Origin of the sequence: Natrinema salifodinae (assembly GCF_900110455.1) — an archaeon.
GTDB lineage: Archaea > Halobacteriota > Halobacteria > Halobacteriales > Natrialbaceae > Natrinema > Natrinema salifodinae.
Window position 1 is genome coordinate 751,399 of the sequence record NZ_FOIS01000002.1, and the last position, 19,116, is coordinate 770,514.

Genomic DNA, 19,116 nt, shown 5'->3' on the forward strand with positions numbered 1-19,116 from the left:
TGCGACTACTGTAGCCACGGCGACGGCCACGTCCCAATCCCCGCACTCACCCCCGCCGACGAAACGATACCGATGAGGACCAGGCCGAGGCCGGTGAGCATGAGAATCGCCGCGATCAGTGCGGTCAACAGTTGCAGGGACCGGCGCGCCTCGGGTGGCACCTCGAGCCGGGGGTAGAGCCGGCGGCCGGCGACGAGAAACCCGATTCCGAGCGCGAGGGCCCCGAGCCCGAAGGCGAGAAGTTGCGCGTCCATGCCACCCGTCTACCAGCGGTAGTGTCAAAAAAGGGTACTGCGCTCTCGATCGGACGCGGACGCGAACGCGAACCCGACCGTGGACTCACCCGCTGGACGCCTGGCCCTCGATGCCGAGACCGGCCGGCGCCCCGACGGCGATCGTGCAGGCGTCGATTGCGACGACCGAGAGCGGGGCGAACGCGGCCGCCGAGGTTCAGGTTCCAGGCCAGCGCATTCGTTGGTCGGTCGCTCACCCATCCCTGCGGCCGGCACACGAGAGGGACAGGTGACGGGGAAAGGTCCATGATGCAGGCCGGCCTGCGTTCTGGTATGAGCGACCGTTCGGACGAGGTGACGCGGACCCGGGACCGAGAACCGGAGCCGAACCCGGACCGGGACGCCCCCGCCACCGACGACCTCCTCGAAGAGACGGATCGCCTGCTTTCCGAAACGGGGGCCGGGACGGATCCGGGAACGGGTGGGAGCACCGAACCCGGCGACGCGTCCGCCGCGTCCTCGACCGCCCCGAGTTCGGCCGGCGGAGATTCCCTGCTGGGTTCGAGTGCCGGTGCCGGATCCGAGTTCGAACCCGACTCCGGAACCGAGCGCGACGATAGCGACTCCAGCGGAAGTACCGTGCGGTCTCTCCTGTCCCCGCTTGCGTCGCGGCTCTCGCTCGGGCGGTACTTCTCGCCGAAGGCGTATTTCGCGCTCGTGCTCCTCGTCGGTGTCGGCTTACTCGTCGGCGCGACCGCGCTCCCGTTCGCCGGCCGCATGCTCGGCATGTTCGCCACCGCCTTCGCCGTCGGCCTGGTCACGTCGAAGCGGCGCTATCTCGAGATGAGCGCCGCCGGCCTCTCCGTCGGCGGCGTCGCCGCCGTGCTCAACCACCTCGTCTTCGCCGTCGCCGGCGCCGGCCAGGCCGTCGTCGCCGTCGGCGCAACGGTCGGCCTGGTCGCGTCCGTCGGGGGGTACTACTTCGGTCGCGACTTGCGGGACGGACTGCAACGAGATATCGATTGAGAACCGTCCGGTGCCCGGTGGTCGAAGTCCGCGGCTCGGCGTTCGGCTCAGCCGGTCATCGTCAGCTCCCAGCCGCGCTCGGTCCGGCGAACCACGCCGTTGTCGGCCATCACTTCGAGCAGTTCGGCGACGACCTCGCGGGGGGCGTCGACGTCCTCGCTGAGTTCGCCGACGGACTTCGGATCCGAGCGAACGCTCGCGAGCACGTCGGCGTAGATCCGGCTCTCCGGGCCGGCGCCGACGGTCTCCGAGACTTGATCGAGCACGTCGCAGAGCCGGCCTTGAACCCATCGCTGGGCCAGCGACAGTTCGTTCTCGAGCTGTTCTAACTCCTGTAACACGGCGAGTAATTCGTCGAGATCGTTGGTTTCGCCCCAGGAGATATCGAGCGAGAGATGGCGACACGTCGTGATGTCGAAACTGTTGTTGGCCGGGTAGGCGCTCTTGCTCGCGAACCCGTACGGCGAGACGGAGACCTCGAGTCGGATGTTGCGGGCGATATGGAAGTACTTCCGCCGCTGGTCGTCGACGCGGCTCTCGATCAGTCCCGCCTCCTCGAGTTTCCGTAAGTGTTCGATAACCGCCTTGGGACTCACGCCGAGATACTCCGAGATTTCGGTGACATAACAGGGTTTGCGGGCGAGTAACCGGAGAATCCGCCTCCGGTTTTCGTTCCCGAGCAAATCCAACAACGCGGCGGAGTCCATCGAGAGGCCGTTAGTGGTCGCCGCTGAAAAGCGTGTCTGCTCGTTGGAATTGGTGTGGGAGACGTCCGCAGAAGGTGTGAGGGCAGTCGTCCGCCGGTTATTCGTCGGCGTCGGAGTTGCCGGTTCCGCCGTCGTTTCCGTTCCCGTTATCGGTTCCGTCTCCACCGTTCCCGCTCCCGCTCCCGTTGCCGTTTGAGTGATCGCCCGCCGATCCGGAATCAGAATCGGAGTCGGCAGCCGGCGTTCCGGCTCCCGGCTCCGCCTTAGATCCGTTTCCCGGCGACGAATCGTCAGCGCGCGTCTCGTCGGTCGGTTTCTCGGTCGGCCCCTTCGGCCCGTTTCCCGGGTGTCCTTCGCCCTCGCCGACGCCAGGCGGGCCGCCGCCCGCCAGGCCGCGGGCGACCGCGGCGGCGTTCTCGCCGGCGTGGTCCGCGGCGCGTTGCCGGTCCGCCGTCGCGTGCTCGCGGAGTTCGGCGAGCCGGTCCTCGCCGACGCCGACCTCGGCGGCTCGGCGCTCGGTCCGCTCGATCGACCGCTCGAGACTGGCGATTTCGACCGTCAGCTTCGCCATCCGTGACCGGTAGGCACCCTGCGAGAGCTCGCCCGCATCGCGTCTGTCCTCGAGCGCGGTGCGCTCGGCCTCGAGGGCGTTTAACTGCGCCTCGAGGTCGTCCGTGCGCTCGCGGACGATCTCGTCTCGGTCGTCGTCGGTGCGCTCGTAGGCCGCTTCGAACATTCCGGACTCGACCGAACCCTTGGTCTCGGCCGCGCTCGCCTGCATCAGCGTCCCCACGGATGCGTTCGACGTTTCCGATTGGGCCGCGGCGTCGGTTCCGGTGCCGGCGGTGCCGGCCTCGGTAAACGGCGCGGCGACGGCACCGCTCGCGAGCGGTGCAACCGTGAGTCCGACGACGGCGAGCGTCACCAGAAGGGCGACCGACCGAGTGGCTGTCATCGTCTTTGTTGTCTACCCGAATATACTAAAAAGACTGACCTTCGTTCGGACCGTTTAATCGCTTCCGCCGACCGTTAAGATTCGTTTTGAGCGTTCAAGGCGGCCGCAGTTCTCGCGAAAGCGGGAGATCGGTCCGGATAATCGAGCCGATCGAATCGTGCGGTCGTGCGACCGTTCGCGACGGTTTCCGCGTCGACAACCGAATAAGAACCGTCTACCGCGCGCCCGCTCGTTCGAAGGGATCGGCACCGTCCGGTGAATTCGACGGCGCATAGATCGACCGGCGACGTTGAAAGCAATCTGATAGCGCGTCGGTTTAAACGTATCCGAAAACAGTTATATCGCTGCAGGCCGTGCTACTAGTTAGCATGTTCGAGGTGTTTTCGCGGAGCTACTATCTCGGACGACTCTACGTGGCCCCCGCCGACGGGGACCGCGCACTCATGCACCGCGAGCAACACGAGCGCATCAACGAGGAAGTCTACGCGACCGGCGACGGGCTCGAACGGCTCGATACCCCGCTGGTGATGAAACTCGAGACCCGGCACTTCCCGGTCCACGGGGCCGACGACGTCCCGACGAACACGCTCGCACTGCCGGAATCGATGCTCGAGGGGACTGACGTCCGGAACCCGCCCTCCCTCCGCGAGGTGTTCCTCGCCAGGCGCGAGCGCGCCCGCCAGTTGCTCGAACTCGCCGGCGGGTGGCGGTCCGAGGACCCGGATCCGACCGACGACGGGCCGCCGAACGCCGGAACCTAGAAGTAGGCTCGCTTCGCGTTTTCCGGCGGATGCTCGACGAGTTACTCGGCCGCGCGTCGCTCAAGGACCGCATCGACGAACTCGAGGACGAGAACGAGCGACTGCGCGAACGGTACGAGGCCGAATCCGAGCGGCGATCTGAAGCCGCCACCGCCAGGCAGGAGGCCGAAGAGCGGAGCAACCGGCTCGAGGACCGAATCGCCCAGCTCGAGGGCGAACTCGAGCGGGTCAACGACGAGGAAACCGGACTCGCCGTCTGCCGCCGCGACCAACTGCGAGGCACACGTCTCGACGCCGTCCTCGATCGGCTACAGTCGTTTCGGACCGGTCCCGAAGGCGCGCTGACGGTTAGCGTCGGCGAGGGCGGGCTCTCCGACGACGTCCGCGAGGACCTGGCCAATCCCCTCGGCGACCGCGCCGCGCTGGTCGACGACGCCGCGCCCTGCCTGTGTTGCGTCGACGACGCCGGCCTGGTCGCGGTAACGCTCGATCCGCCGGTCTCCCCCGACACCGAGGCGACCTGGGCCGACGCGTTCGCCCTCGAGCGCGAGTGGTTCCTGCCGACCGGTCAGCACGCGCTCGCGCTGGTCCGGACGGACCTGTTCGCCCTCGGGATCTACGACGGTGACGACCGCGTCGACTACCGGGGCTTCGAGAGCGACGTCAAGGGCGGCCACTCGAAGGGCGGGTTCTCCCAGGCTCGGTTCGAACGGATCCGCGACGAGCAGATCGACGACCACCTCGAGCGCTGTCGGGAGGCGCTGGCCGACTACGAGCGCGGGGGCGACCGGGCGGACGTGCCGCTGTATCTCGTCGGTCAGCGCGGCGTCGTCGACGCGCTCGTCGAGGAATCTACGCTCGAGCCGGCCGCGACGGCCGCCGTCGACGCGACCGGCGACCCGAAACCGGCGCTGGCGGACGCCGCGCGGTCGTTCTGGACGACGGAGCTGCGGGTCCTGTGACGCCGCGGTCGCTCCCGGTCGCGGCGCAGTCCGTCTCGACTATCAGTAGCCGTCGTCGTCAGTGAAACAGCGATCGCACCGATTCGCGTCGCCGTCGAGCGCCTGATCGACGGAGATCAGTCGGAGATGCTCGTGTGCGACGTGGGCGGTCGCCCCGCAACTCGTCTGGAAGTCCGAGCGGCCGGGTTCGCGCTTGTGGAGACTGTTTGTCGTCTCGTCCAACACGCCTTTCATGAGGCACGCTATCACGGAACTTCCACATAAACGCACCGACCGTTGCTGCCGTCCGCCGGGGCGGGCGCCGCGAGCGAAGTGACCCGATACCGCCGACGAAACGAGTCGAAACAGTCGGTTGGCGATCGGGAACTGTTTCGATACGGTTCCGAGACGTTTTCCCCTCCGAAGACGACGATTCAACCGAGTATGCCCGACTTCGAAACCGTCACGTGCGTGCAGTGTGGTTCGGAGTTCAAAGCGTCCCCCGACGCGAACGCGGCCCGGCGCGGGTTCTGCAGTCCCGCCTGCGCCCTCGACACGAACTGATCGTCGGCCGATCGATCGACGGCCGATCCTTTTTCGCGAGTGCGCGCCGTCCGAGAGCCCAGGAGCCAGGCCGATCGAATGACAGCGGAGTGATCGATCTCGGCGGCGCTGGACGGATATAAATACTCCCTCGCCCATGCTCCGCGTATGCGCATTGCGATTCTTGCACACGAGAAGTTCCCCGACCGGGCCAAGACCGCCCTGGGCGTCCTCCGGTACGGCGACCACGACGTCGCCGCCGTCCTCGACCGGGACACCGCCGGAAAGCGCGTGTCCGACTTCGTCTCCGACGTACAGGACGCGCCGATCGTCGCCGAGCTGGCCGACCTCGAGGACGAGGCCGACGAGCTCGACGCCCTGCTGATCGGCATCTCCCCGATCGGCGGCGAGTTCGACGAGAGCTGGCGCGACGACGTTCGGACGGCCCTCGAGTACGGCTGCGACGTCGTTTCCGGGCTGCACTACTTCCTCGCCGAGGACGAGGAGTTCGCCCGCCTGGCCGAGGAAAACGGCTGCGAACTCCGGGACGTCCGGAACCCGCCCGAGGACCTCACGGTCGCCGACGGCGTCGCCGGCGAGGTCGACGCCGAGGTGATCCTCACCGTCGGCACCGACTGCTCGGTCGGCAAGATGACGACGACGATGGAGTTGGCCCGCGACGCCCGCCAGGCCGGCTTCGACGCCGCGGTGATCCCGACCGGCCAGACGGGCATCATGATCGAGGGGTGGGGGAACCCGATCGATCGCGTCGTCAGCGACTTCACCGCCGGCGCGGTCGAGGAGATGATCACGGAGTTGGGCGACGAGTACGATTACCTCTTCGTCGAGGGACAGGGCAGCATCGTCCACCCAGCGTACTCGCCGGTCACGCTAGGCATCCTCCACGGCTCGATGGCTGACAAGCTCGTGCTCTGTCACGAGGCCGGCCGGGAGGCGATCCACGGCTACGAGTCGTTCTCGCTGCCGTCGATTCCGACCTACGTCGACCTCTACGAGAGCATCGCCGAACCGGTCGCAGAGGGGCGGGTCGTCGCCGGCGCGCTGAACACGGCCGGGCTGGACGACGACGCGGCCCGCCAGGCGGTCGACGAGTACGCCGAGACGCTGGGTGCGCCCGCGACCGACGTGATCCGCTTCGACACCGACGACGTGCTCGAGGCCCTGCGCTGAGATGACGCTCGAAACGACCGTCGAGCGGCGTTCGCTCCCGCTCGAGTACCCGTTCGGCATCTCCCGCGGGACGACGACCGAGACCGAGGTCGTGACGGTCCGCATCGAGGACGCGGACGGGACGACCGGCCTCGGCGCCGCCAGCCCGTCGCCTCACTACGGCGAGACCCCGGCCACGGTCGAAGCCGTCCTGCCCGACCTGCTCGCGGTCGTCGAGGACGTCGGCGATCCCCACCAGCTCGAGCGGATCGAGCGCCGCATGCGCGAGACCGTTCGGCGGAATCCGGCCGCCCGCACCGCGGTGAGCATCGCCGTCCACGACCTGGCCGCGAAACGACTCGACGTGCCCCTCTACCGATACTGGGGGCTCGATCCCGCGGAGACGCTCGAGACCTCCTACACCATCGGACTCGACGACGTCGAGACGATGCGCGAGAAGACCGAGACGGCCCTCGAGCGCGGCTTCGGCACGCTGAAGGTCAAGCTCGGGACCGACCGCGACCTCGAGATCGTCCGGACGATCCGGTCTGCCGCCCCCGACGTCGACCTGTTCGTCGACGCCAACGAGGCCTGGTCGCCCCGCGACGCCGTCGACAAGATCGATCGCCTGGCCGAGTTCGACCTCGAGTTCGTCGAGCAGCCGGTTCCCGCCGAGAACCCCGAAGGACTGAAGTTCGTCTCCGAGCGGTCGGCGCTGCCGATCGCGGCCGACGAGTCCTGTGTCACGCTCGCAGATATCCCCCGAATTGCCGACCGCTGTGACATCGCGAACCTCAAACTGATGAAGTGCGGCGGACTGCGGGAGGCCAGGCGGATGATCAGCGCCGCCCGAGCCCACGGGCTCGAGGTGATGTGCGGCTGCATGACCGAGTCGAACGCCTCGATCGCGGCGGCCTGTCACCTCGCGCCGCTGCTGGACTACGCCGACCTCGACGGCTCGCTGCTGCTGGCCGCGGACCCCGCCGACGGGGTCCCGATGCCCAACGGCCGGATCGATCTCGTCGGCCTCGACCGGCCAGGGACGGGTGCCGTCCTCCAGTCATAACCGCGTCCGCGCCCCGTTCTACCGCGAGTGACTGTCAGTCCCGTCCGGGATATGGTTTCATACCGGTCGTCGGTGTGGAACCGGTGATATGCACGACGGTGACGGCGACTCGAACGTGTCCCGCCGAGCGCTATTGCGGGCCTCGGCCGGGACGGTCGCACTCTCGACGGTCGGAAGCGCACGGGCAACCGGCGACGGGAGAACCGACGACGCCGCCCGACGGTTCGATCAGGACTGTCCCGACGCGACGATCGAGCCCGGAATGACCCACTGTGAAGGGACGAGCAGGGAGGGCTGTGCGGACGATCATCCCGCGACGGCCGAACTGCAGTCGGCGGTCGCGGAGTCGCTCGAAACCCAGTTTTCCGACGTCGACGCGCTGATCGACGCGGGGTTCAAACCGTACTTCGACACCCTCGAGGTCGGCGACGACAGCTGGTCCCACTGGATCCACCCGGAGTTCGTCGGCGACGACGCGACGCTCGACCCCGAACGGCCGGAATCGGTACTCGTCGACAACGAGACCTGGCGCGCGATGGGGGTCATGTTCGTCGCAACGCGCGACGGCGAGCCCGTCGAGCCGCCGGCGGTGTACGGCACCGACGCGGGCGACGGTGACGGCGACGACGCCGATGCCGACGCCGAAGACCTGTGTTCGCCCTGGCACGCCCACACCGGCCTCCCCGGCCGGTTCGCCTGGTGGTACTACCGCCAGGCCTACGAGCGCGACTACGAGGAGGGCGACCTCTCCTTCCCCTGTCAGACTCCCTGTATGCTTCACGTCTGGACGCTCGATCACCCCGAGAGCGTCTACGCACACGACGCGCCGCCGGCGGAGTATCGCGATCTGGACCCCGCCGACAAGCCGGACTTCGAGACCGACGCCGTTCCGGGCGAGGACACGCTCGGCTGGGAGGTTCTCCCGGACGACGTCGTCCCCGAGCGGCGGCCCGGAGACTTCTCGCTGCTCGATCCGTGGGGGATCGATCTGGCTCCGTAGGCCGCCGCCGACGACGGAACCGAAGGTGCCTGGCGCGGGGCGCAGCGCTCGAACCGCGGTCCGCGATTACGAGTCGAGCCAGGCGTCGATCGCGGCGACGATCCGATCGGTCGCTTCCGCGGGGCCGCAGCGGTCGGTGTCGATCTCGAGGTCGGCGTCGGGCTCGTCGAACTCCCGGTAGACGACGTGGACGCCTTGCTCGTCGATCGGATCCGCGCGATCCCGATTTCGCTCCAGACAGGTCTCGAGGCTCGCGGTCACGAGGACGAATCGGACGTCGCCGAGCGTCCGGAACTGCGTCTGCCACTCCCGGCGGTAGAAGGTGCCGTCGACGAGCGTGATCCCGGTATCGGGCCGGGTTTCGGTCCCGGACCCGGTCGGAGGTCCGTCGACGACCCGCTCGGCCAACTGCTCGTAGGTCCGACTCGAGAAGTCGTCGGAGTGAAACGACTCCACCCGCCGACCCCGTTCCTGAAGCCGGCGGCGGACGCAGGTCGCGATAGACGTTTTGCCCGCGCCTGGCGGCCCGCAGATGACGACGATCACGGTACCGGGTAGGAACTACGGCTACTTCCGTCGTCCGTTGTCGTCGCGAACCGACTGACGACTTCTCGGTGGAATATGGAATCTGCTCGGCATCCGCTTCGATCAACACAGGCGACGGAGGAACGTGCTGGTCCCGCGGGCGGAAGCGCGACTGGTCAGAGGCCCGTAATCGGGGCATTCCGTCACTCCCAGTCGATCTCCTCACCGCGGCTCGACTCCCGGAGGATGAACGGGCCGATCGCGAGCGTCCGCTTCGCCATCGTGGCGATCCGCAGGATGAAGGCGATCAACAGCAGGAACGGCATCACGGCGACGGTCGCCGCCACCGCGACGATCCAGACCATGTAGTCGAGCCCCAGCAGCGAGCCCGTGACCGCGCTCGGCTCGAAGAAGAGGATCATCGACATCGTGACTACAAGCGCGGGGACGGCGACGTACATCATCGCCCGCGAGAGGTTGATCAGCTCCCACTGGAAGTACAGCGTCTTGAAGTGCTCGCGGGCGAGACCGAACAGCTTCAGCGACTCGAGCAGGTCGTCGTAGGCCGCCTGGGCCTCGTCGGTGAAGGAGTCGGCGTGGGCGTTCCGGATGCGGCGGGCCCGGAAGATCTTCCACGAGTAGTTGTAATCCAGCGCCGCTTTGACGACGTCGTAGGTGCCGAACTGGGCGTCCGCGAGTTCGTCCCGGATCGAGTCGGCGTGGGTCGTGAGGTTGTCGACGAAGTCGTCGACGCGCTCTCTGAGTTCCTCGTCCTGACTGTCGGAGACCGCCTGGCAGAAGTCGGTCGCGCGGTCCTCGGACGACGCCACGATCGCCCGGACGAACGAGGACGGTTCCGGCGGGCTGATCGGCGCGTCGATCGACTCCTCGATGTCCGACCGGAACTCGAGCGCACCGTCGAGTCGCTTGCGCTGGTCCTCGACGGCGCCCAGCTCTTGGGAGAGCACCAGCGAGTTGATCGTCACGACGAGCGTGACGCCGGTAATCAGCGCCGTCGTCAGCGCCTGGAACAGCGTCTGGACCGGGTCTTTCACCCCCGTGAGCGCCCGGAGCGAGACGGGACTGAATCGGGCGACCGCGAGGAGGCCGACGAAGACGAACAGCATGAGCGCGCCCGCGACGACCCAGCGGTTGGCGCCCAGCAGCAGCCAATACTTCCACGTCGGATCCTCGCTTCGCTCGGCCATCGTGTCGCCTGGCTGGGTGCCGTCGCTCTCACTCATCACTCGAGGCCGACGATACCAGCCCGGCGGGGAAATAGCTCCGGGAGTCCGTCGTCGCCTGCCGTCGGCGGCCGTCGCTCAGCCCAGATCCTCGTCGCGCTCGGACTCCCGGAGGATGAACGGCCCCATCGCGAGGGTCCGCTTCGCGACGGTCGCGATCCGGAGGATATAGACGGTGAAAACGACGAAGGGCGAAATCCCGACGACGAAGCCCGCGCTGGTCACCCAGACCAGGTTGTCGATGCCCAGTACCGAGCCGGGTAGCGCTTGCCCGTCGATGTACATCAACAGGAGCGCCATCGCCGCCAGCGCGGGCACGGAAACGTACAGCAGCGCCCGCGAGAGGTTGATCAGTTCCCACTGGAAGTACAGCGTCTTGAAGTGCTCGCGGGCCGGCCCGAAGAACTTCAGGTTCACGATCATGTCGTCGAGTTCGTCGTCGGCGTCGTCGGACAGCTCTTGGCCGTGCTTGGCGCGGATCTCGCGGGCGTCGTAGATCTTCCGGGAGTAGTTGAAGTTGAGCGCGTTCCAGATCACGTCGAAGGTGCCGAACTGGGCGTTCTCGAGGTCGTCTTTCACGACCTGCGCGTTTTCGACGATGTCGTCAACGTAGTCGGCGATCTTCTCCTCGAGTTCGTCGCCGTGATCCCCCGTCACCGTCTCTTCGAGGTCGTTCGCTTCCTCTTCGACGCCGTCGACGAGTTCGTAGAGAAACGCCGCGGGCTCGGGCGGCGTCACGTCCTCCTCTGCGAGTTGCTCCTCCACGTCCTGTCGGAAGTCCATAGCGTCTTGCATGCGATCTCGCTGCTCGCCGACCGCGCCCAGTTCTTGCGAGAGGACGAGCTGGTTGATCGTGACGACGATCGAGGTTCCGGTGATGATCGCCCCGATAAATCCGGAGAAGATCCAGAAGGTGCCGTTGTGTTGCTCGACGATCGTCCGCAGGGGCGTGAGTCCGAGCAGGCTGCAGGCGACCAGCACAGTGAACACGATCGCGAGCACGGCAGCCGAGAACACCCAGCGGTTCAATCGAAGCAACACCCACAACCGCGGACCACCGACGCCGGCCCGCTGGCTCAATACGCCGTTCGAGTCCGAATCGCTCATTCCGATACGAAACGGACGACGGCGCCGAACAAAAAGCTCTCTCCGGGAGTGAGCAAACCGGGGGCGGGATCGCCGGTCGCTCCCGTCAGTGTGAGCGACAGAAACACTTGTCCGAACGGCCGTGGTACCCCGGAGACGAATGAGCGAGTCCGGTCGGAACGCGAGCGAGGAGACGGCCGACACCATGGTCGAACGTGTCCACGGCGGCCGTCCCGCGCTGTGGTTTCTGGTCAAGGGCAACCGAATCCTCGTGGCCGGCGCGATGCTTGCCGCCGCGTACGCCGTCCTCGTCGTCCTCGGCGAGTTCGGCCCCGGTTCGATCGCGAAACTGTTCGAACCCGATCCCGTCTTCGCGCTGTTCACGCCGATCATCATCGGGATCATCATGGGCGTCAGTCTGGTCCTGACTTTCAACCAACTCGTCCTCTCCGAGGAACTCGGCCCGCTCGGCGACCAGCGCGAACGCATGGTCGAAGCGATGCGCTTCCGAGAGGACGTCGAGGCGGCCGTCGGCCGCAATACCAGCCCGCCGGAGCCCTCCGTCTTCCTCCGCGGCCTGGTGGAGGCGACCGGCGAGCGGGCGGAGGCGCTCATAGTGGCGCTCGAATCCGAGCCGGGAATGGGCGAGACCGCCCGACGAGAGATCCGCGAGTACGCCGAGGGGCTCGCCGCCGACGCCGATCGGGTCGCCGGTGATCTCGAAGGCCAGCAGTTCGGCCAGTTCGAGGTCGTCCAGTCCGCACTGGAGTACAACTACTCCTGGAAGATCTATTCCGGACGGCGCGTGCGAAACCGCTACGAGTCGACGCTGCCGGCGCCCGTCGCCGAGGAGTTCGACGGGTTGCTCGACATTCTGGAGTTTTTCGGCCCAGCCCGCGAGCACTTCAAGACGCTGTACTTCCGCTGGGAGATCATCAACATCTCGCGGGCCCTGGCGTACATCGCGCTGCCCGCGCTGGCGGTCGCGGCCTACATGATCCTGGTCTTCGAGACGGGCGACGTGGCCGGGACGACCGCGGGGATCGACCACGGGTTGCTGGTCGTCGGCCTGGGATTCGCCGTCGGTGTGACCCCGTTTGCGATCTTCCTCTCGTACATCCTCCGGATCGTCACCGTCGCGAAGTGGACGCTCGCGATCGGTCCGTTCGTCCTCCGAGAGACCGACCGAGGGAACGATGTCGAGTGGGAGTGACGACCGTAGTGACTCCTATCTCGAGTTCCGTTCGCCGGCGGTCACGTCGAACGGGCCCTCCTCGGGGTCCTTCTGTGGAATCATCGGTCCGATCGACACGGTGCGGCGCGTGACGGTCGCGGTTCGGAGGATGTAGGACACGAGGAGGGCCAGCGGCGACAGTCCGACGACGATTATGACACTCACGAGATAGGGGAGCACGGTGGCGCTGACGGTCGGTCCGGTGACGTCGGCATAGAGGAGGCCGAGCAGAATCACTGACAGGATCGACGGGACGCCACAGTAGATCGTCAGCTGCGAGAACCTGGTGAGTTCGCGCTGTAGGTAGGTCGTCTTGAACTGCTCGCGGGCCACGCTGAACAGTTGGAGGGAGTCGATCAGCTCGTTGAGGCGCTCTGTCGCGGCCGGCGACAGCGCGTCGTCGTACTCGCCGCGTAGGTGGGTCCCGGCGTAGAGGTGCCAGGCTTCGTCGTAGTTGATCGCCGCCGAGACGGCCGTAAACGACCCGAACTCTGCCCGCTCGAGCGTCTCGTCGACGCGCTCGGTCCGCGATTGCACGTCGTTGGTGTACTTCATGATCGTCTCTCGGACCTCGTCGTCGTGATCCGCTACGGCGTCGGCGAGGGCGTCGGCCTCGTGGCGGATCGACTCGACGATCAGTTCGAGTACTCGCGTGGGGGTGGCCGGGCTCGCGGGGACGGCCGCGTCCTCGGCCACGTCTCGCCGGAATTCGATGACGCCTTCGAGCTGGTCACGGGCCTTGCCGGCCGCGCTGAACTCCTGAGAGAGAATGAGCTGATTGACCGAGACGACCAGGGTGACCAGCGAGAACGTTCCCGCGATCATGCCGCTTGCCACGCGGGTCACGGAGTTCGGGTTGGTAAAGGAGACGACGCCGAACTGGAGGAGAACGAGCAGCAGCGCGAAGACGAGGACGGACAGGAGCGCCGCGACGACGATGCGATTGCCTTCGACCACCACCCACTCGCGAACCCGGGGCAGCACGCCCGATTGCGCGCCGATATCGGCCCCGTAGGACTCGAACGTTTCGTCGGTCTCGGAGGACCCCATAGCGATACGTTCCACGGACCCGGCAATAAGGGCCTGCGTTGCACACATCGTCGGCGGGACGTGACACGCGAGAACTGTCGCTTCAGGGCCTACACTGAAATGCGTCCGCGGTGTCGATCCGACATATGTCCAGTGACGGAACCGACCCACAGACGGAGACGGGGTGCCGGCGGCGATGACTCGGTCGACGACGAGCCGGCGGCGCGTGCTCGCGTCGCTGGGTGCGGGCATCGCGGCCGCGGCCGCCGGCTGTACGGGCAGCGGGGGAATCGACGGTAAGCCAGCCTACGAGGACGGGAACATGGGCGAGGTCAACGCCAGCAACGCCTCCAACCGCACGGCGGCCGAAATGTCCGCGGCGGAGGCGCTCGCCGAACAGGAATCCAACACCTCGGTGACGCCGCTTAACTCCCTCTCGGTGGCCGACCACGAGTTCGTCGTCGAAGACGGCTACCTCGGTGCGACCGTCCAGGGGACCGTCGAGAACACGGGATCCGACCGTATCCAACTCGCCGAAGTCCGGACGCGCGTCTACAACGATGCCGGCGACATGCTCGGCCAGTATCTCGCGACGACCGGCGACCTCAACGGCGGCTCGACCTGGGAGTTCCAGGTAATCATCCTCGAACCGCCCGCCGACGTCGCCGACTACGACATCACCGTTCTCGGGACGCCCTCGTGACCGCCGACGGCCGCGACTCGCTCCCCGTCCCGGCCGCGTCGCCGCCCCCGCCGACAAGGCTGACTGGCTGACTATCGGTCCGGCGCGAAGCGTCCGGATCCCGTCGAATTGACCTGCCTCAGTCCGGATTCCCCATCCCGTCGCGGAGTTCGCCAGGGACCCCCTCGTAGACCGTGTCCGGGTCCACGGCGAGCGTGTACGCCGGCCGCCCCTTCCCCGTCGGCGACGTCTCCGTCGGGTCGACCTCCTCGACGAGCTCCGCGGCCTCCAGTCGATACAGCGACCGGATGACGTCCGCCTCGGTCAGCGTCCCGACGACCTCTGTGTCCGAGTCGCCGAGTCGCCGTTGGCAGTGCTTGCGAACCTCGTGGGTCTGGATCGGCGTCTCGCCCTCGCCGGCCAGGTGGGCCACGCCGAGGAGAACGGCCTGGTCGGTCAACGAAATGGAGTCGAGCGGTGCGGCGTCATCCATATGTGATACCACACCACAGACAACGGTAATTGTTTCTCCGAGTTGGCTCGGGAAAATCGGCGTCTGGCCCGACGATCGCGAGGACGCGGATGAAAACGGTGACGGCTCTACAGGTGGAACAGGCCGAGGGAGTCGCGGGCGTATCCGGTTCCGCCACGGAAAGCTTCGAGGTCGAGCGGTTCGAGAGGCCAACGGTCGCTCGGTATCGCGGAAATAGTTGATTACCGTCTGACCCCGCGGCGGGTCACGCGTTTTCTTCGTCCTGCAATTCCGCAAGTTCGGCCTCGACGTCCGCCTGGTCGTCGTCTTCGAGTTCGGTCAGTTCCTCCTCGTCGAGTTCGGCGGCCTCGGCTTCCTCCTCGGCGTCCGAGTCGGCTTCCGTCTCGGTCTCGCCGCCGACCTCGGACCTGAGCGTCTCGAGTTCGGCCTCGACACCGCTGTCGGTCGAGAGCTGTTCGAGTTCGCGGTCGATGTTGTCCTTATCGGAGAGGACGTCCTCGAACGCGCCGGACTCGTGGAGTTCATCCATCGCGGCGGCACGGGCCTCCATGTCTTCGGTCTGCTCCTCGGCGCGTTCGATGGCGCGGCCGACGTCCTCGAACTCCTCGCCGGTGGCCGTGATCGCTTCCGAGACCTGCGAGCTCGCTTTGGCGGCCTCGTGGCGGGCCTTCATCGTCTCCTTCTTGGTGCGGAACTCCTCGATGCGGCTCTGAAGCTCGTTTTTCTGGTCGATCAGCTGGTCCTGTTGGCTCTGCAGATTCGAGATCTGGCGCTCCATGTCCTCGATCTGGTTCATCTTCGTCTTCTTCTTCTCCAAGGCGCGTCGCGCCAGATCCTCTCGGCCCTGCTGGACGGCGGTCCGGGCCTGGTCGTTGTGTTTCTCGACGTTGTCCTCGAGGCGGCGTTTCCGCATCTCGAGGCGCTTTTTCTGGGTGGTGAGATCGGCGATGCCGCGTTTGACCTGCTGGAGCTGATCGCGCATCTGCTCGTAGGAGTAGTCCAGCGTGTCGGTCGGGTCCTCGGCCCGGTTGAGCACCGAGTTGAGCTTCGACCGGATGACGTAGGAGGTCCGAGAGAGGATGCCCATACTCGCTACGTATCGTTCGCCGGCCTTAAAAACATCACCTCGGCAACAGTCGGCGACGAACGCACCGCGGTTTCGCCACAGCGCGCGTCTCGCGGTCGATTCAGCTCGACGAATCGACCGAGCACCGTCGCCGCCCGAGCGGTTCGCCTGGTCGATCGCGAGACGGGGCGGCTCGGCGACGGGGACGAATCACTAACTTCGGCGGCCGAGAACGGACGTACCATGACCGACACCGATATCGACCTCACCATCCCGGAGGGGTGGACCGAGGGCGACGTCGCGGTCAACGGCGTCCGACTGCACTACTACCGCAGCGGCGGCGCGGGCCGCCCGCTCGTAGTCGCCCACGGGATCACCGCCGACGGCCGCTCGCGGATTCCGCTGGTCGAGCCCCTCGCCGACGAGTACGACGTCGTGACCTACGACGCCCGCGGCCACGGCCGCTCGGCGGCCCCCGACGGGGGGTACACATATTCCGACATGGCGGCCGATCTCGTCGGCCTGGTCGACGCGCTCGGACTCGCGGGGCCCGACGCCGACCCCGATCCGGTGCTGTACGGCCATTCCATGGGCGGGACGGCCGTCGCCGTGGCGGCCGCCGAGAACCCGGCGCTCCCGCACGCGGTCGTGCTGGAGGACCCCGAGTTGCTGCTGCCGCTGGACGGCGAGACGGACGACGCCGACGACGCGCCCGGCGACGAGAGCGACGACGTCGACGTCTCGGCCATGATCGAACGCATCCGCGGTCGACCGGCTCCCTCCCGCGAAGCGCTGCTGACCGCCGATTCCGAACTGCAGGCCTTAGTCGACGCGGGCCGCGAGCGCCTGGCGACGCTGCTGGCGGACGCGTACCTGGACGTCGATGCCGCCGTCGAGGGGGTGCTGGCGGCCGAGCGGGTCGATCCGGCCGACGTCTTCCCCGAGATCGAGGCGCCGACGCTGATCCTCAAGGCCGACGCCGATCCCGAATCCCGGACGCGCCACCGCGAGGCCGCGTCGCACCTGCCGGACGGCAGGCTGGTCCACGTCGACGGCGCCGGCCACTGCGTGCTCCGTGAGGAACCCGACCGGGCTCTCGAGATCATCGAGGAGTTCCTCGACGAGCGGTGAGAGCGCGCCTTGACCGCGGCCAGTCCGGGTCCCGACCCGGGTTCGGGCCCGAACCCGGAACCGGCCCTTGATTACCGGCCGCGTGCAACGACCGCCCATGAGCGACGTGTTGGTTCCCGGCGCCCGCGACGTCCGCGGAACGCTCGACGAACCCGAGGGCGACCCGAGCGCGATCGTCGTCGCCTGTCCGCCCCACCCCCAACAGCGGGGTTCGCGAAGCGATCCGCGCCTGGTCGCCGTCGGCGAGGCCCTTCGGGAGGTCGGCATCGCCTGCCTGCGCTTCGATTACGGCGCGTGGGACGAGGGCTACGGCGAGCGGGCGGACGTCCGCAACGCGGTCCGGTGGGCTCGCGACCGGGACGATACTCTCCCGGTCGGCGTCTTCGGCTACAGTTTCGGCGCCAGTCTGGCGCTGCTGGCCGCGGCGGACTCCGAAGCCGTCGACGCGGTCGCCGCCCTCGCGCCGACGGCCCGCCTGGCCGCGGATCTCGACGCGGTCGACGCGCTGGACGACCTCGCGGTCCCCGTCTGCGTGCTCTACGGCGAGCGGGACGCGACCGTCGACTGGGAGCCGGTCGTCGACCGCGCGAGCGCGCGCGGCGACGAGGTGACTGCGCTGTCGGGCGATCACTTCTTTGTCGGAAAACACGACGCCATCGCGGACGACGTCGCGGCGTTCTTCGAGCGGACGCTCAGCGACCCGGCGTGACCCGATCGCTGGTCCGCTGCGAACCGGTCGACGCGCTCCGCGATGGGTGATCCCGTCCGCCGCGGCGGAGAGAAGCGCAGGTGCTATCGACCGCGAAGCCAGACTTCGGCGTCGGGCCTGTTATCGAACATGTGTGACGTGACGTTCGATCCGACCTCCTGAACGAGGTCGTCGACCGAGAGGTTCGTAATAACGCTTTTCGGTTGGACGATCGCCATGTTCGCGAGCGAGGTTTCGAACGCCCGGGGGTGCCAGACGTCTTGCGTCCACTGCTGGTCTTCCTGCGTGACGGTGCCGAGGTCCCGGAGATCGGCGAGCCAGTTGCTGGCCTCCTTTTCGACGACGAGCTTCAACCCTTGGTTCAGTCCGTTGCGATAGACCTCACTCTGGGCGAAGTCGTGCCAGTTCATCACGACTGCCTCGAGTTCGGGGTCCCACTCGACCGTCAGCACGTCCGAATCGTAATAGTTCATTACGTGTCCGTGGGCCGTCTTCGCTGTAACTACTTTCGATTATAAGATATGATAATTAGACCAGTAACAATGCCCATGCGACGCTATTACATCACTAACGAAAGCAGACATATCGTTCCGAAACACTACCTATATCCGCCGAGGGAGAGTGGATGTACACGATGCAGTTAGTCGAGAACGATGTCGCAGTCATCACAGGCGCAGCGTCTGGAATCGGACGAACGACGGCGAAGACGTTCGCCGATCACGGTGCATCCGTCGTCGTCGCCGACGTAGACGCCGACGCCGGCGCGGAGACGGTCGCGGAGATCACCGATGCGGGCGGGGACGCGACCTTCGTTCGCACGGACGTTTCCGACCCCGACGACGTCGAAGCGATGATCGAAACCGCGGTCAGCGAGTACGGTGGACTGGACGTCCTCTACAACAACGCGGCCATCGAGGGGCCGGTCGCCCGACTCGGCGAGTACGACGACGACGCCTTCGAACAGGTCATCGACGTGAACCTGAAAGGCGTCTGGTACGGGATGAAGTACGGTATCGACGCGATGTTGGCGGACGACGGCGGCTCGATCATCAGCGCCTCGTCGATCGGCGGCGAGGTCGCGGTCCCGCAGTACGGCGGCTACGGGGCGGCGAAGGCGGCCGTCAGTCACCTCACGAAGTACGCGGCTATTGAGTACGCAGAAGAGGGAATCCGCGCGAACGCCGTCGCACCGGGTATCGTCCGCACGGACATGATCGAGCGGACGATCGAAGAACATCCCGAGATGGAGGAACAGTTCCTGAACACCGAGCCGATGGCGGGTCTCGCGGATCCGCAGGAAATCGCGAACGCAGTTCTCTTCCTCGGCTCCGACCTCTCGTCGCGCGTCACCGGCGTAACACTGCCCGTCGAAGGCGGCTACCTCGCGCAGTAACGCCCAGTGGGTGACGCGGACGAACCCCGTCTCGCAATCGGTCGGTCGTCCGACGCGGGTAATCGTTTTCCGCACGCCCCGACTACCCCGAGACGTGGGATCGACGCACGACCGAGTCCGGC

General features: G+C 66.9%; 22 protein-coding genes. 11 read left to right on the top strand and 11 right to left on the bottom strand.

Annotated elements, in window-relative coordinates; genetic code table 11:
* Positions 1 to 5: 5 nt before the first annotated feature.
* Positions 6 to 254 (bottom strand): hypothetical protein, encoded by a 249-nt coding sequence (locus BMY29_RS09075; protein ID WP_049988967.1) that lies wholly within the window; start codon positions 252 to 254, stop codon positions 6 to 8.
* A 312-nt stretch (positions 255 to 566) separates the two neighbouring features.
* Here BMY29_RS09075 and BMY29_RS09080 point away from each other — a divergent pair, with 312 nt between their 5' ends.
* On the top strand, positions 567 to 1,259 hold the full coding sequence (locus BMY29_RS09080; RefSeq protein WP_049988966.1) for a hypothetical protein: 693 nt from the start codon (positions 567 to 569) through the stop codon (positions 1,257 to 1,259).
* Positions 1,260 to 1,306: 47 nt separating this feature from the next.
* Here the strand turns inward: BMY29_RS09080 and BMY29_RS09085 are convergent, their stop codons facing one another.
* Together BMY29_RS09085 and BMY29_RS09090 are read right to left on the bottom strand one after the other, a co-directional pair.
* On the bottom strand, positions 1,307 to 1,966 hold the full coding sequence (locus tag BMY29_RS09085) for a metalloregulator ArsR/SmtB family transcription factor (RefSeq protein WP_049988965.1): 660 nt from the start codon (positions 1,964 to 1,966) through the stop codon (positions 1,307 to 1,309).
* Between the two features lie 97 nt (positions 1,967 to 2,063).
* Positions 2,064 to 2,921 (bottom strand): hypothetical protein, encoded by an 858-nt coding sequence (locus BMY29_RS09090; RefSeq protein WP_074854680.1) that lies wholly within the window; start codon positions 2,919 to 2,921, stop codon positions 2,064 to 2,066.
* A 368-nt stretch (positions 2,922 to 3,289) separates the two neighbouring features.
* On the opposite strand from BMY29_RS09090, the gene BMY29_RS09095 reads away from it, so the two are divergent.
* Both BMY29_RS09095 and BMY29_RS09100 read left to right on the top strand, forming a co-directional pair.
* Positions 3,290 to 3,682, top strand: a complete 393-nt coding sequence (locus tag BMY29_RS09095) for a DUF5802 family protein (RefSeq protein ID WP_049988963.1) — start codon at positions 3,290 to 3,292, stop codon at positions 3,680 to 3,682.
* A gap of 29 nt (positions 3,683 to 3,711) precedes the next feature.
* The gene (locus BMY29_RS09100) at positions 3,712 to 4,644 is read left to right on the top strand and encodes a Vms1/Ankzf1 family peptidyl-tRNA hydrolase (RefSeq protein ID WP_049988962.1); all 933 of its coding nucleotides are present in this window, start codon (positions 3,712 to 3,714) and stop codon (positions 4,642 to 4,644) included.
* A 42-nt stretch (positions 4,645 to 4,686) separates the two neighbouring features.
* On the opposite strand, the gene BMY29_RS09105 is transcribed toward BMY29_RS09100, so the two are convergent.
* Complete coding sequence (locus BMY29_RS09105; RefSeq protein ID WP_049988961.1) at positions 4,687 to 4,878, bottom strand: hypothetical protein; 192 nt, start codon at positions 4,876 to 4,878, stop codon at positions 4,687 to 4,689.
* 456 nt (positions 4,879 to 5,334) lie between these two features.
* Between BMY29_RS09105 and BMY29_RS09115 the strand changes: the two genes are divergently transcribed.
* The 3 genes from BMY29_RS09115 (at position 5,335) to BMY29_RS09125 (ending at position 8,402) form a co-directional block, all read left to right on the top strand.
* On the top strand, positions 5,335 to 6,357 hold the full coding sequence (locus tag BMY29_RS09115; RefSeq protein ID WP_049988959.1) for an N-acetyltransferase DgcN family protein: 1,023 nt from the start codon (positions 5,335 to 5,337) through the stop codon (positions 6,355 to 6,357).
* 1 nt (position 6,358) lies between these two features.
* Positions 6,359 to 7,402: a dipeptide epimerase gene (locus BMY29_RS09120; RefSeq protein WP_049988958.1), complete on the top strand. Its 1,044-nt coding sequence runs from the start codon at positions 6,359 to 6,361 to the stop codon at positions 7,400 to 7,402.
* Between the two features lie 88 nt (positions 7,403 to 7,490).
* A complete protein-coding gene (locus BMY29_RS09125; protein WP_049988957.1) occupies positions 7,491 to 8,402 on the top strand; it encodes a hypothetical protein in 912 nt (303 codons plus the stop codon).
* Between the two features lie 66 nt (positions 8,403 to 8,468).
* Here BMY29_RS09125 and BMY29_RS09130 read toward each other — a convergent pair whose 3' ends face one another.
* The 3 genes from BMY29_RS09130 to BMY29_RS09140 all read right to left on the bottom strand — a co-directional run bounded on the left by BMY29_RS09130 (position 8,469) and on the right by BMY29_RS09140 (position 11,278).
* Positions 8,469 to 8,948, bottom strand: coding sequence for an AAA family ATPase (locus BMY29_RS09130; protein WP_049988956.1), 480 nt, complete (start codon positions 8,946 to 8,948; stop codon positions 8,469 to 8,471).
* Positions 8,949 to 9,130: 182 nt separating this feature from the next.
* On the bottom strand, positions 9,131 to 10,171 hold the full coding sequence (locus BMY29_RS09135) for a DUF7972 family membrane protein (protein WP_049988955.1): 1,041 nt from the start codon (positions 10,169 to 10,171) through the stop codon (positions 9,131 to 9,133).
* Positions 10,172 to 10,249: 78 nt separating this feature from the next.
* The gene (locus BMY29_RS09140; protein ID WP_049988954.1) at positions 10,250 to 11,278 is read right to left on the bottom strand and encodes a DUF7972 family membrane protein; all 1,029 of its coding nucleotides are present in this window, start codon (positions 11,276 to 11,278) and stop codon (positions 10,250 to 10,252) included.
* 139 nt (positions 11,279 to 11,417) lie between these two features.
* Between BMY29_RS09140 and BMY29_RS09145 the strand changes: the two genes are divergently transcribed.
* Entirely contained in the window at positions 11,418 to 12,470 is a 1,053-nt protein-coding gene (locus BMY29_RS09145; protein WP_049988953.1) for a DUF7972 family membrane protein, read from the top strand.
* Between the two features lie 15 nt (positions 12,471 to 12,485).
* Here the strand turns inward: BMY29_RS09145 and BMY29_RS09150 are convergent, their stop codons facing one another.
* Entirely contained in the window at positions 12,486 to 13,541 is a 1,056-nt protein-coding gene (locus BMY29_RS09150; RefSeq protein ID WP_049988952.1) for a DUF7972 family membrane protein, read from the bottom strand.
* 175 nt (positions 13,542 to 13,716) lie between these two features.
* Between BMY29_RS09150 and BMY29_RS09155 the strand changes: the two genes are divergently transcribed.
* On the top strand, positions 13,717 to 14,223 hold the full coding sequence (locus BMY29_RS09155; RefSeq protein WP_049988951.1) for an FxLYD domain-containing protein: 507 nt from the start codon (positions 13,717 to 13,719) through the stop codon (positions 14,221 to 14,223).
* A gap of 118 nt (positions 14,224 to 14,341) precedes the next feature.
* On the opposite strand, the gene BMY29_RS09160 is transcribed toward BMY29_RS09155, so the two are convergent.
* Both BMY29_RS09160 and BMY29_RS09165 read right to left on the bottom strand, forming a co-directional pair.
* On the bottom strand, positions 14,342 to 14,695 hold the full coding sequence (locus BMY29_RS09160; protein ID WP_049988950.1) for a hypothetical protein: 354 nt from the start codon (positions 14,693 to 14,695) through the stop codon (positions 14,342 to 14,344).
* Between the two features lie 244 nt (positions 14,696 to 14,939).
* Complete coding sequence (locus BMY29_RS09165) at positions 14,940 to 15,782, bottom strand: PspA/IM30 family protein (RefSeq protein WP_049988949.1); 843 nt, start codon at positions 15,780 to 15,782, stop codon at positions 14,940 to 14,942.
* A gap of 222 nt (positions 15,783 to 16,004) precedes the next feature.
* Here BMY29_RS09165 and BMY29_RS09170 point away from each other — a divergent pair, with 222 nt between their 5' ends.
* Together BMY29_RS09170 and BMY29_RS09175 are read left to right on the top strand one after the other, a co-directional pair.
* On the top strand, positions 16,005 to 16,892 hold the full coding sequence (locus tag BMY29_RS09170) for an alpha/beta fold hydrolase (RefSeq protein WP_049988948.1): 888 nt from the start codon (positions 16,005 to 16,007) through the stop codon (positions 16,890 to 16,892).
* Between the two features lie 97 nt (positions 16,893 to 16,989).
* On the top strand, positions 16,990 to 17,601 hold the full coding sequence (locus tag BMY29_RS09175) for an alpha/beta hydrolase (RefSeq protein ID WP_049988947.1): 612 nt from the start codon (positions 16,990 to 16,992) through the stop codon (positions 17,599 to 17,601).
* An 83-nt stretch (positions 17,602 to 17,684) separates the two neighbouring features.
* On the opposite strand, the gene BMY29_RS09180 is transcribed toward BMY29_RS09175, so the two are convergent.
* Positions 17,685 to 18,074 carry a hypothetical protein gene (locus tag BMY29_RS09180; protein WP_049988946.1) on the bottom strand — a complete coding sequence of 130 codons (390 nt, stop codon included), beginning with the start codon at positions 18,072 to 18,074 and terminating at the stop codon, positions 17,685 to 17,687.
* A 161-nt stretch (positions 18,075 to 18,235) separates the two neighbouring features.
* Between BMY29_RS09180 and BMY29_RS09185 the strand changes: the two genes are divergently transcribed.
* Positions 18,236 to 18,994: an SDR family NAD(P)-dependent oxidoreductase gene (locus tag BMY29_RS09185; RefSeq protein WP_049989081.1), complete on the top strand. Its 759-nt coding sequence runs from the start codon at positions 18,236 to 18,238 to the stop codon at positions 18,992 to 18,994.
* Positions 18,995 to 19,116: the final 122 nt, after the last annotated feature.

Bases quoted from the DNA above. Each gene is read 5' to 3' on its own strand.
- BMY29_RS09075 (WP_049988967.1), bottom strand. From the start codon at position 254: ATGGACGCGCAACTTCTCGCCTTCGGGCTCGGGGCCCTCGCGCTCGGA.
- BMY29_RS09080 (WP_049988966.1), top strand. From the start codon at position 567: ATGAGCGACCGTTCGGACGAGGTGACGCGGACCCGGGACCGAGAACCG.
- BMY29_RS09085 (WP_049988965.1), bottom strand. From the start codon at position 1,966: ATGGACTCCGCCGCGTTGTTGGATTTGCTCGGGAACGAAAACCGGAGG.
- BMY29_RS09090 (WP_074854680.1), bottom strand. From the start codon at position 2,921: ATGACAGCCACTCGGTCGGTCGCCCTTCTGGTGACGCTCGCCGTCGTC.
- BMY29_RS09095 (WP_049988963.1), top strand. From the start codon at position 3,290: ATGTTCGAGGTGTTTTCGCGGAGCTACTATCTCGGACGACTCTACGTG.
- BMY29_RS09100 (WP_049988962.1), top strand. From the start codon at position 3,712: ATGCTCGACGAGTTACTCGGCCGCGCGTCGCTCAAGGACCGCATCGAC.
- BMY29_RS09105 (WP_049988961.1), bottom strand. From the start codon at position 4,878: ATGAAAGGCGTGTTGGACGAGACGACAAACAGTCTCCACAAGCGCGAA.
- BMY29_RS09115 (WP_049988959.1), top strand. From the start codon at position 5,335: ATGCGCATTGCGATTCTTGCACACGAGAAGTTCCCCGACCGGGCCAAG.
- BMY29_RS09120 (WP_049988958.1), top strand. From the start codon at position 6,359: ATGACGCTCGAAACGACCGTCGAGCGGCGTTCGCTCCCGCTCGAGTAC.
- BMY29_RS09125 (WP_049988957.1), top strand. From the start codon at position 7,491: ATGCACGACGGTGACGGCGACTCGAACGTGTCCCGCCGAGCGCTATTG.
- BMY29_RS09135 (WP_049988955.1), bottom strand. From the start codon at position 10,171: ATGAGTGAGAGCGACGGCACCCAGCCAGGCGACACGATGGCCGAGCGA.
- BMY29_RS09140 (WP_049988954.1), bottom strand. From the start codon at position 11,278: ATGAGCGATTCGGACTCGAACGGCGTATTGAGCCAGCGGGCCGGCGTC.
- BMY29_RS09145 (WP_049988953.1), top strand. From the start codon at position 11,418: ATGAGCGAGTCCGGTCGGAACGCGAGCGAGGAGACGGCCGACACCATG.
- BMY29_RS09150 (WP_049988952.1), bottom strand. From the start codon at position 13,541: ATGGGGTCCTCCGAGACCGACGAAACGTTCGAGTCCTACGGGGCCGAT.
- BMY29_RS09155 (WP_049988951.1), top strand. From the start codon at position 13,717: ATGACTCGGTCGACGACGAGCCGGCGGCGCGTGCTCGCGTCGCTGGGT.
- BMY29_RS09160 (WP_049988950.1), bottom strand. From the start codon at position 14,695: ATGGATGACGCCGCACCGCTCGACTCCATTTCGTTGACCGACCAGGCC.
- BMY29_RS09165 (WP_049988949.1), bottom strand. From the start codon at position 15,782: ATGGGCATCCTCTCTCGGACCTCCTACGTCATCCGGTCGAAGCTCAAC.
- BMY29_RS09170 (WP_049988948.1), top strand. From the start codon at position 16,005: ATGACCGACACCGATATCGACCTCACCATCCCGGAGGGGTGGACCGAG.
- BMY29_RS09175 (WP_049988947.1), top strand. From the start codon at position 16,990: ATGAGCGACGTGTTGGTTCCCGGCGCCCGCGACGTCCGCGGAACGCTC.
- BMY29_RS09180 (WP_049988946.1), bottom strand. From the start codon at position 18,074: ATGAACTATTACGATTCGGACGTGCTGACGGTCGAGTGGGACCCCGAA.
- BMY29_RS09185 (WP_049989081.1), top strand. From the start codon at position 18,236: ATGCAGTTAGTCGAGAACGATGTCGCAGTCATCACAGGCGCAGCGTCT.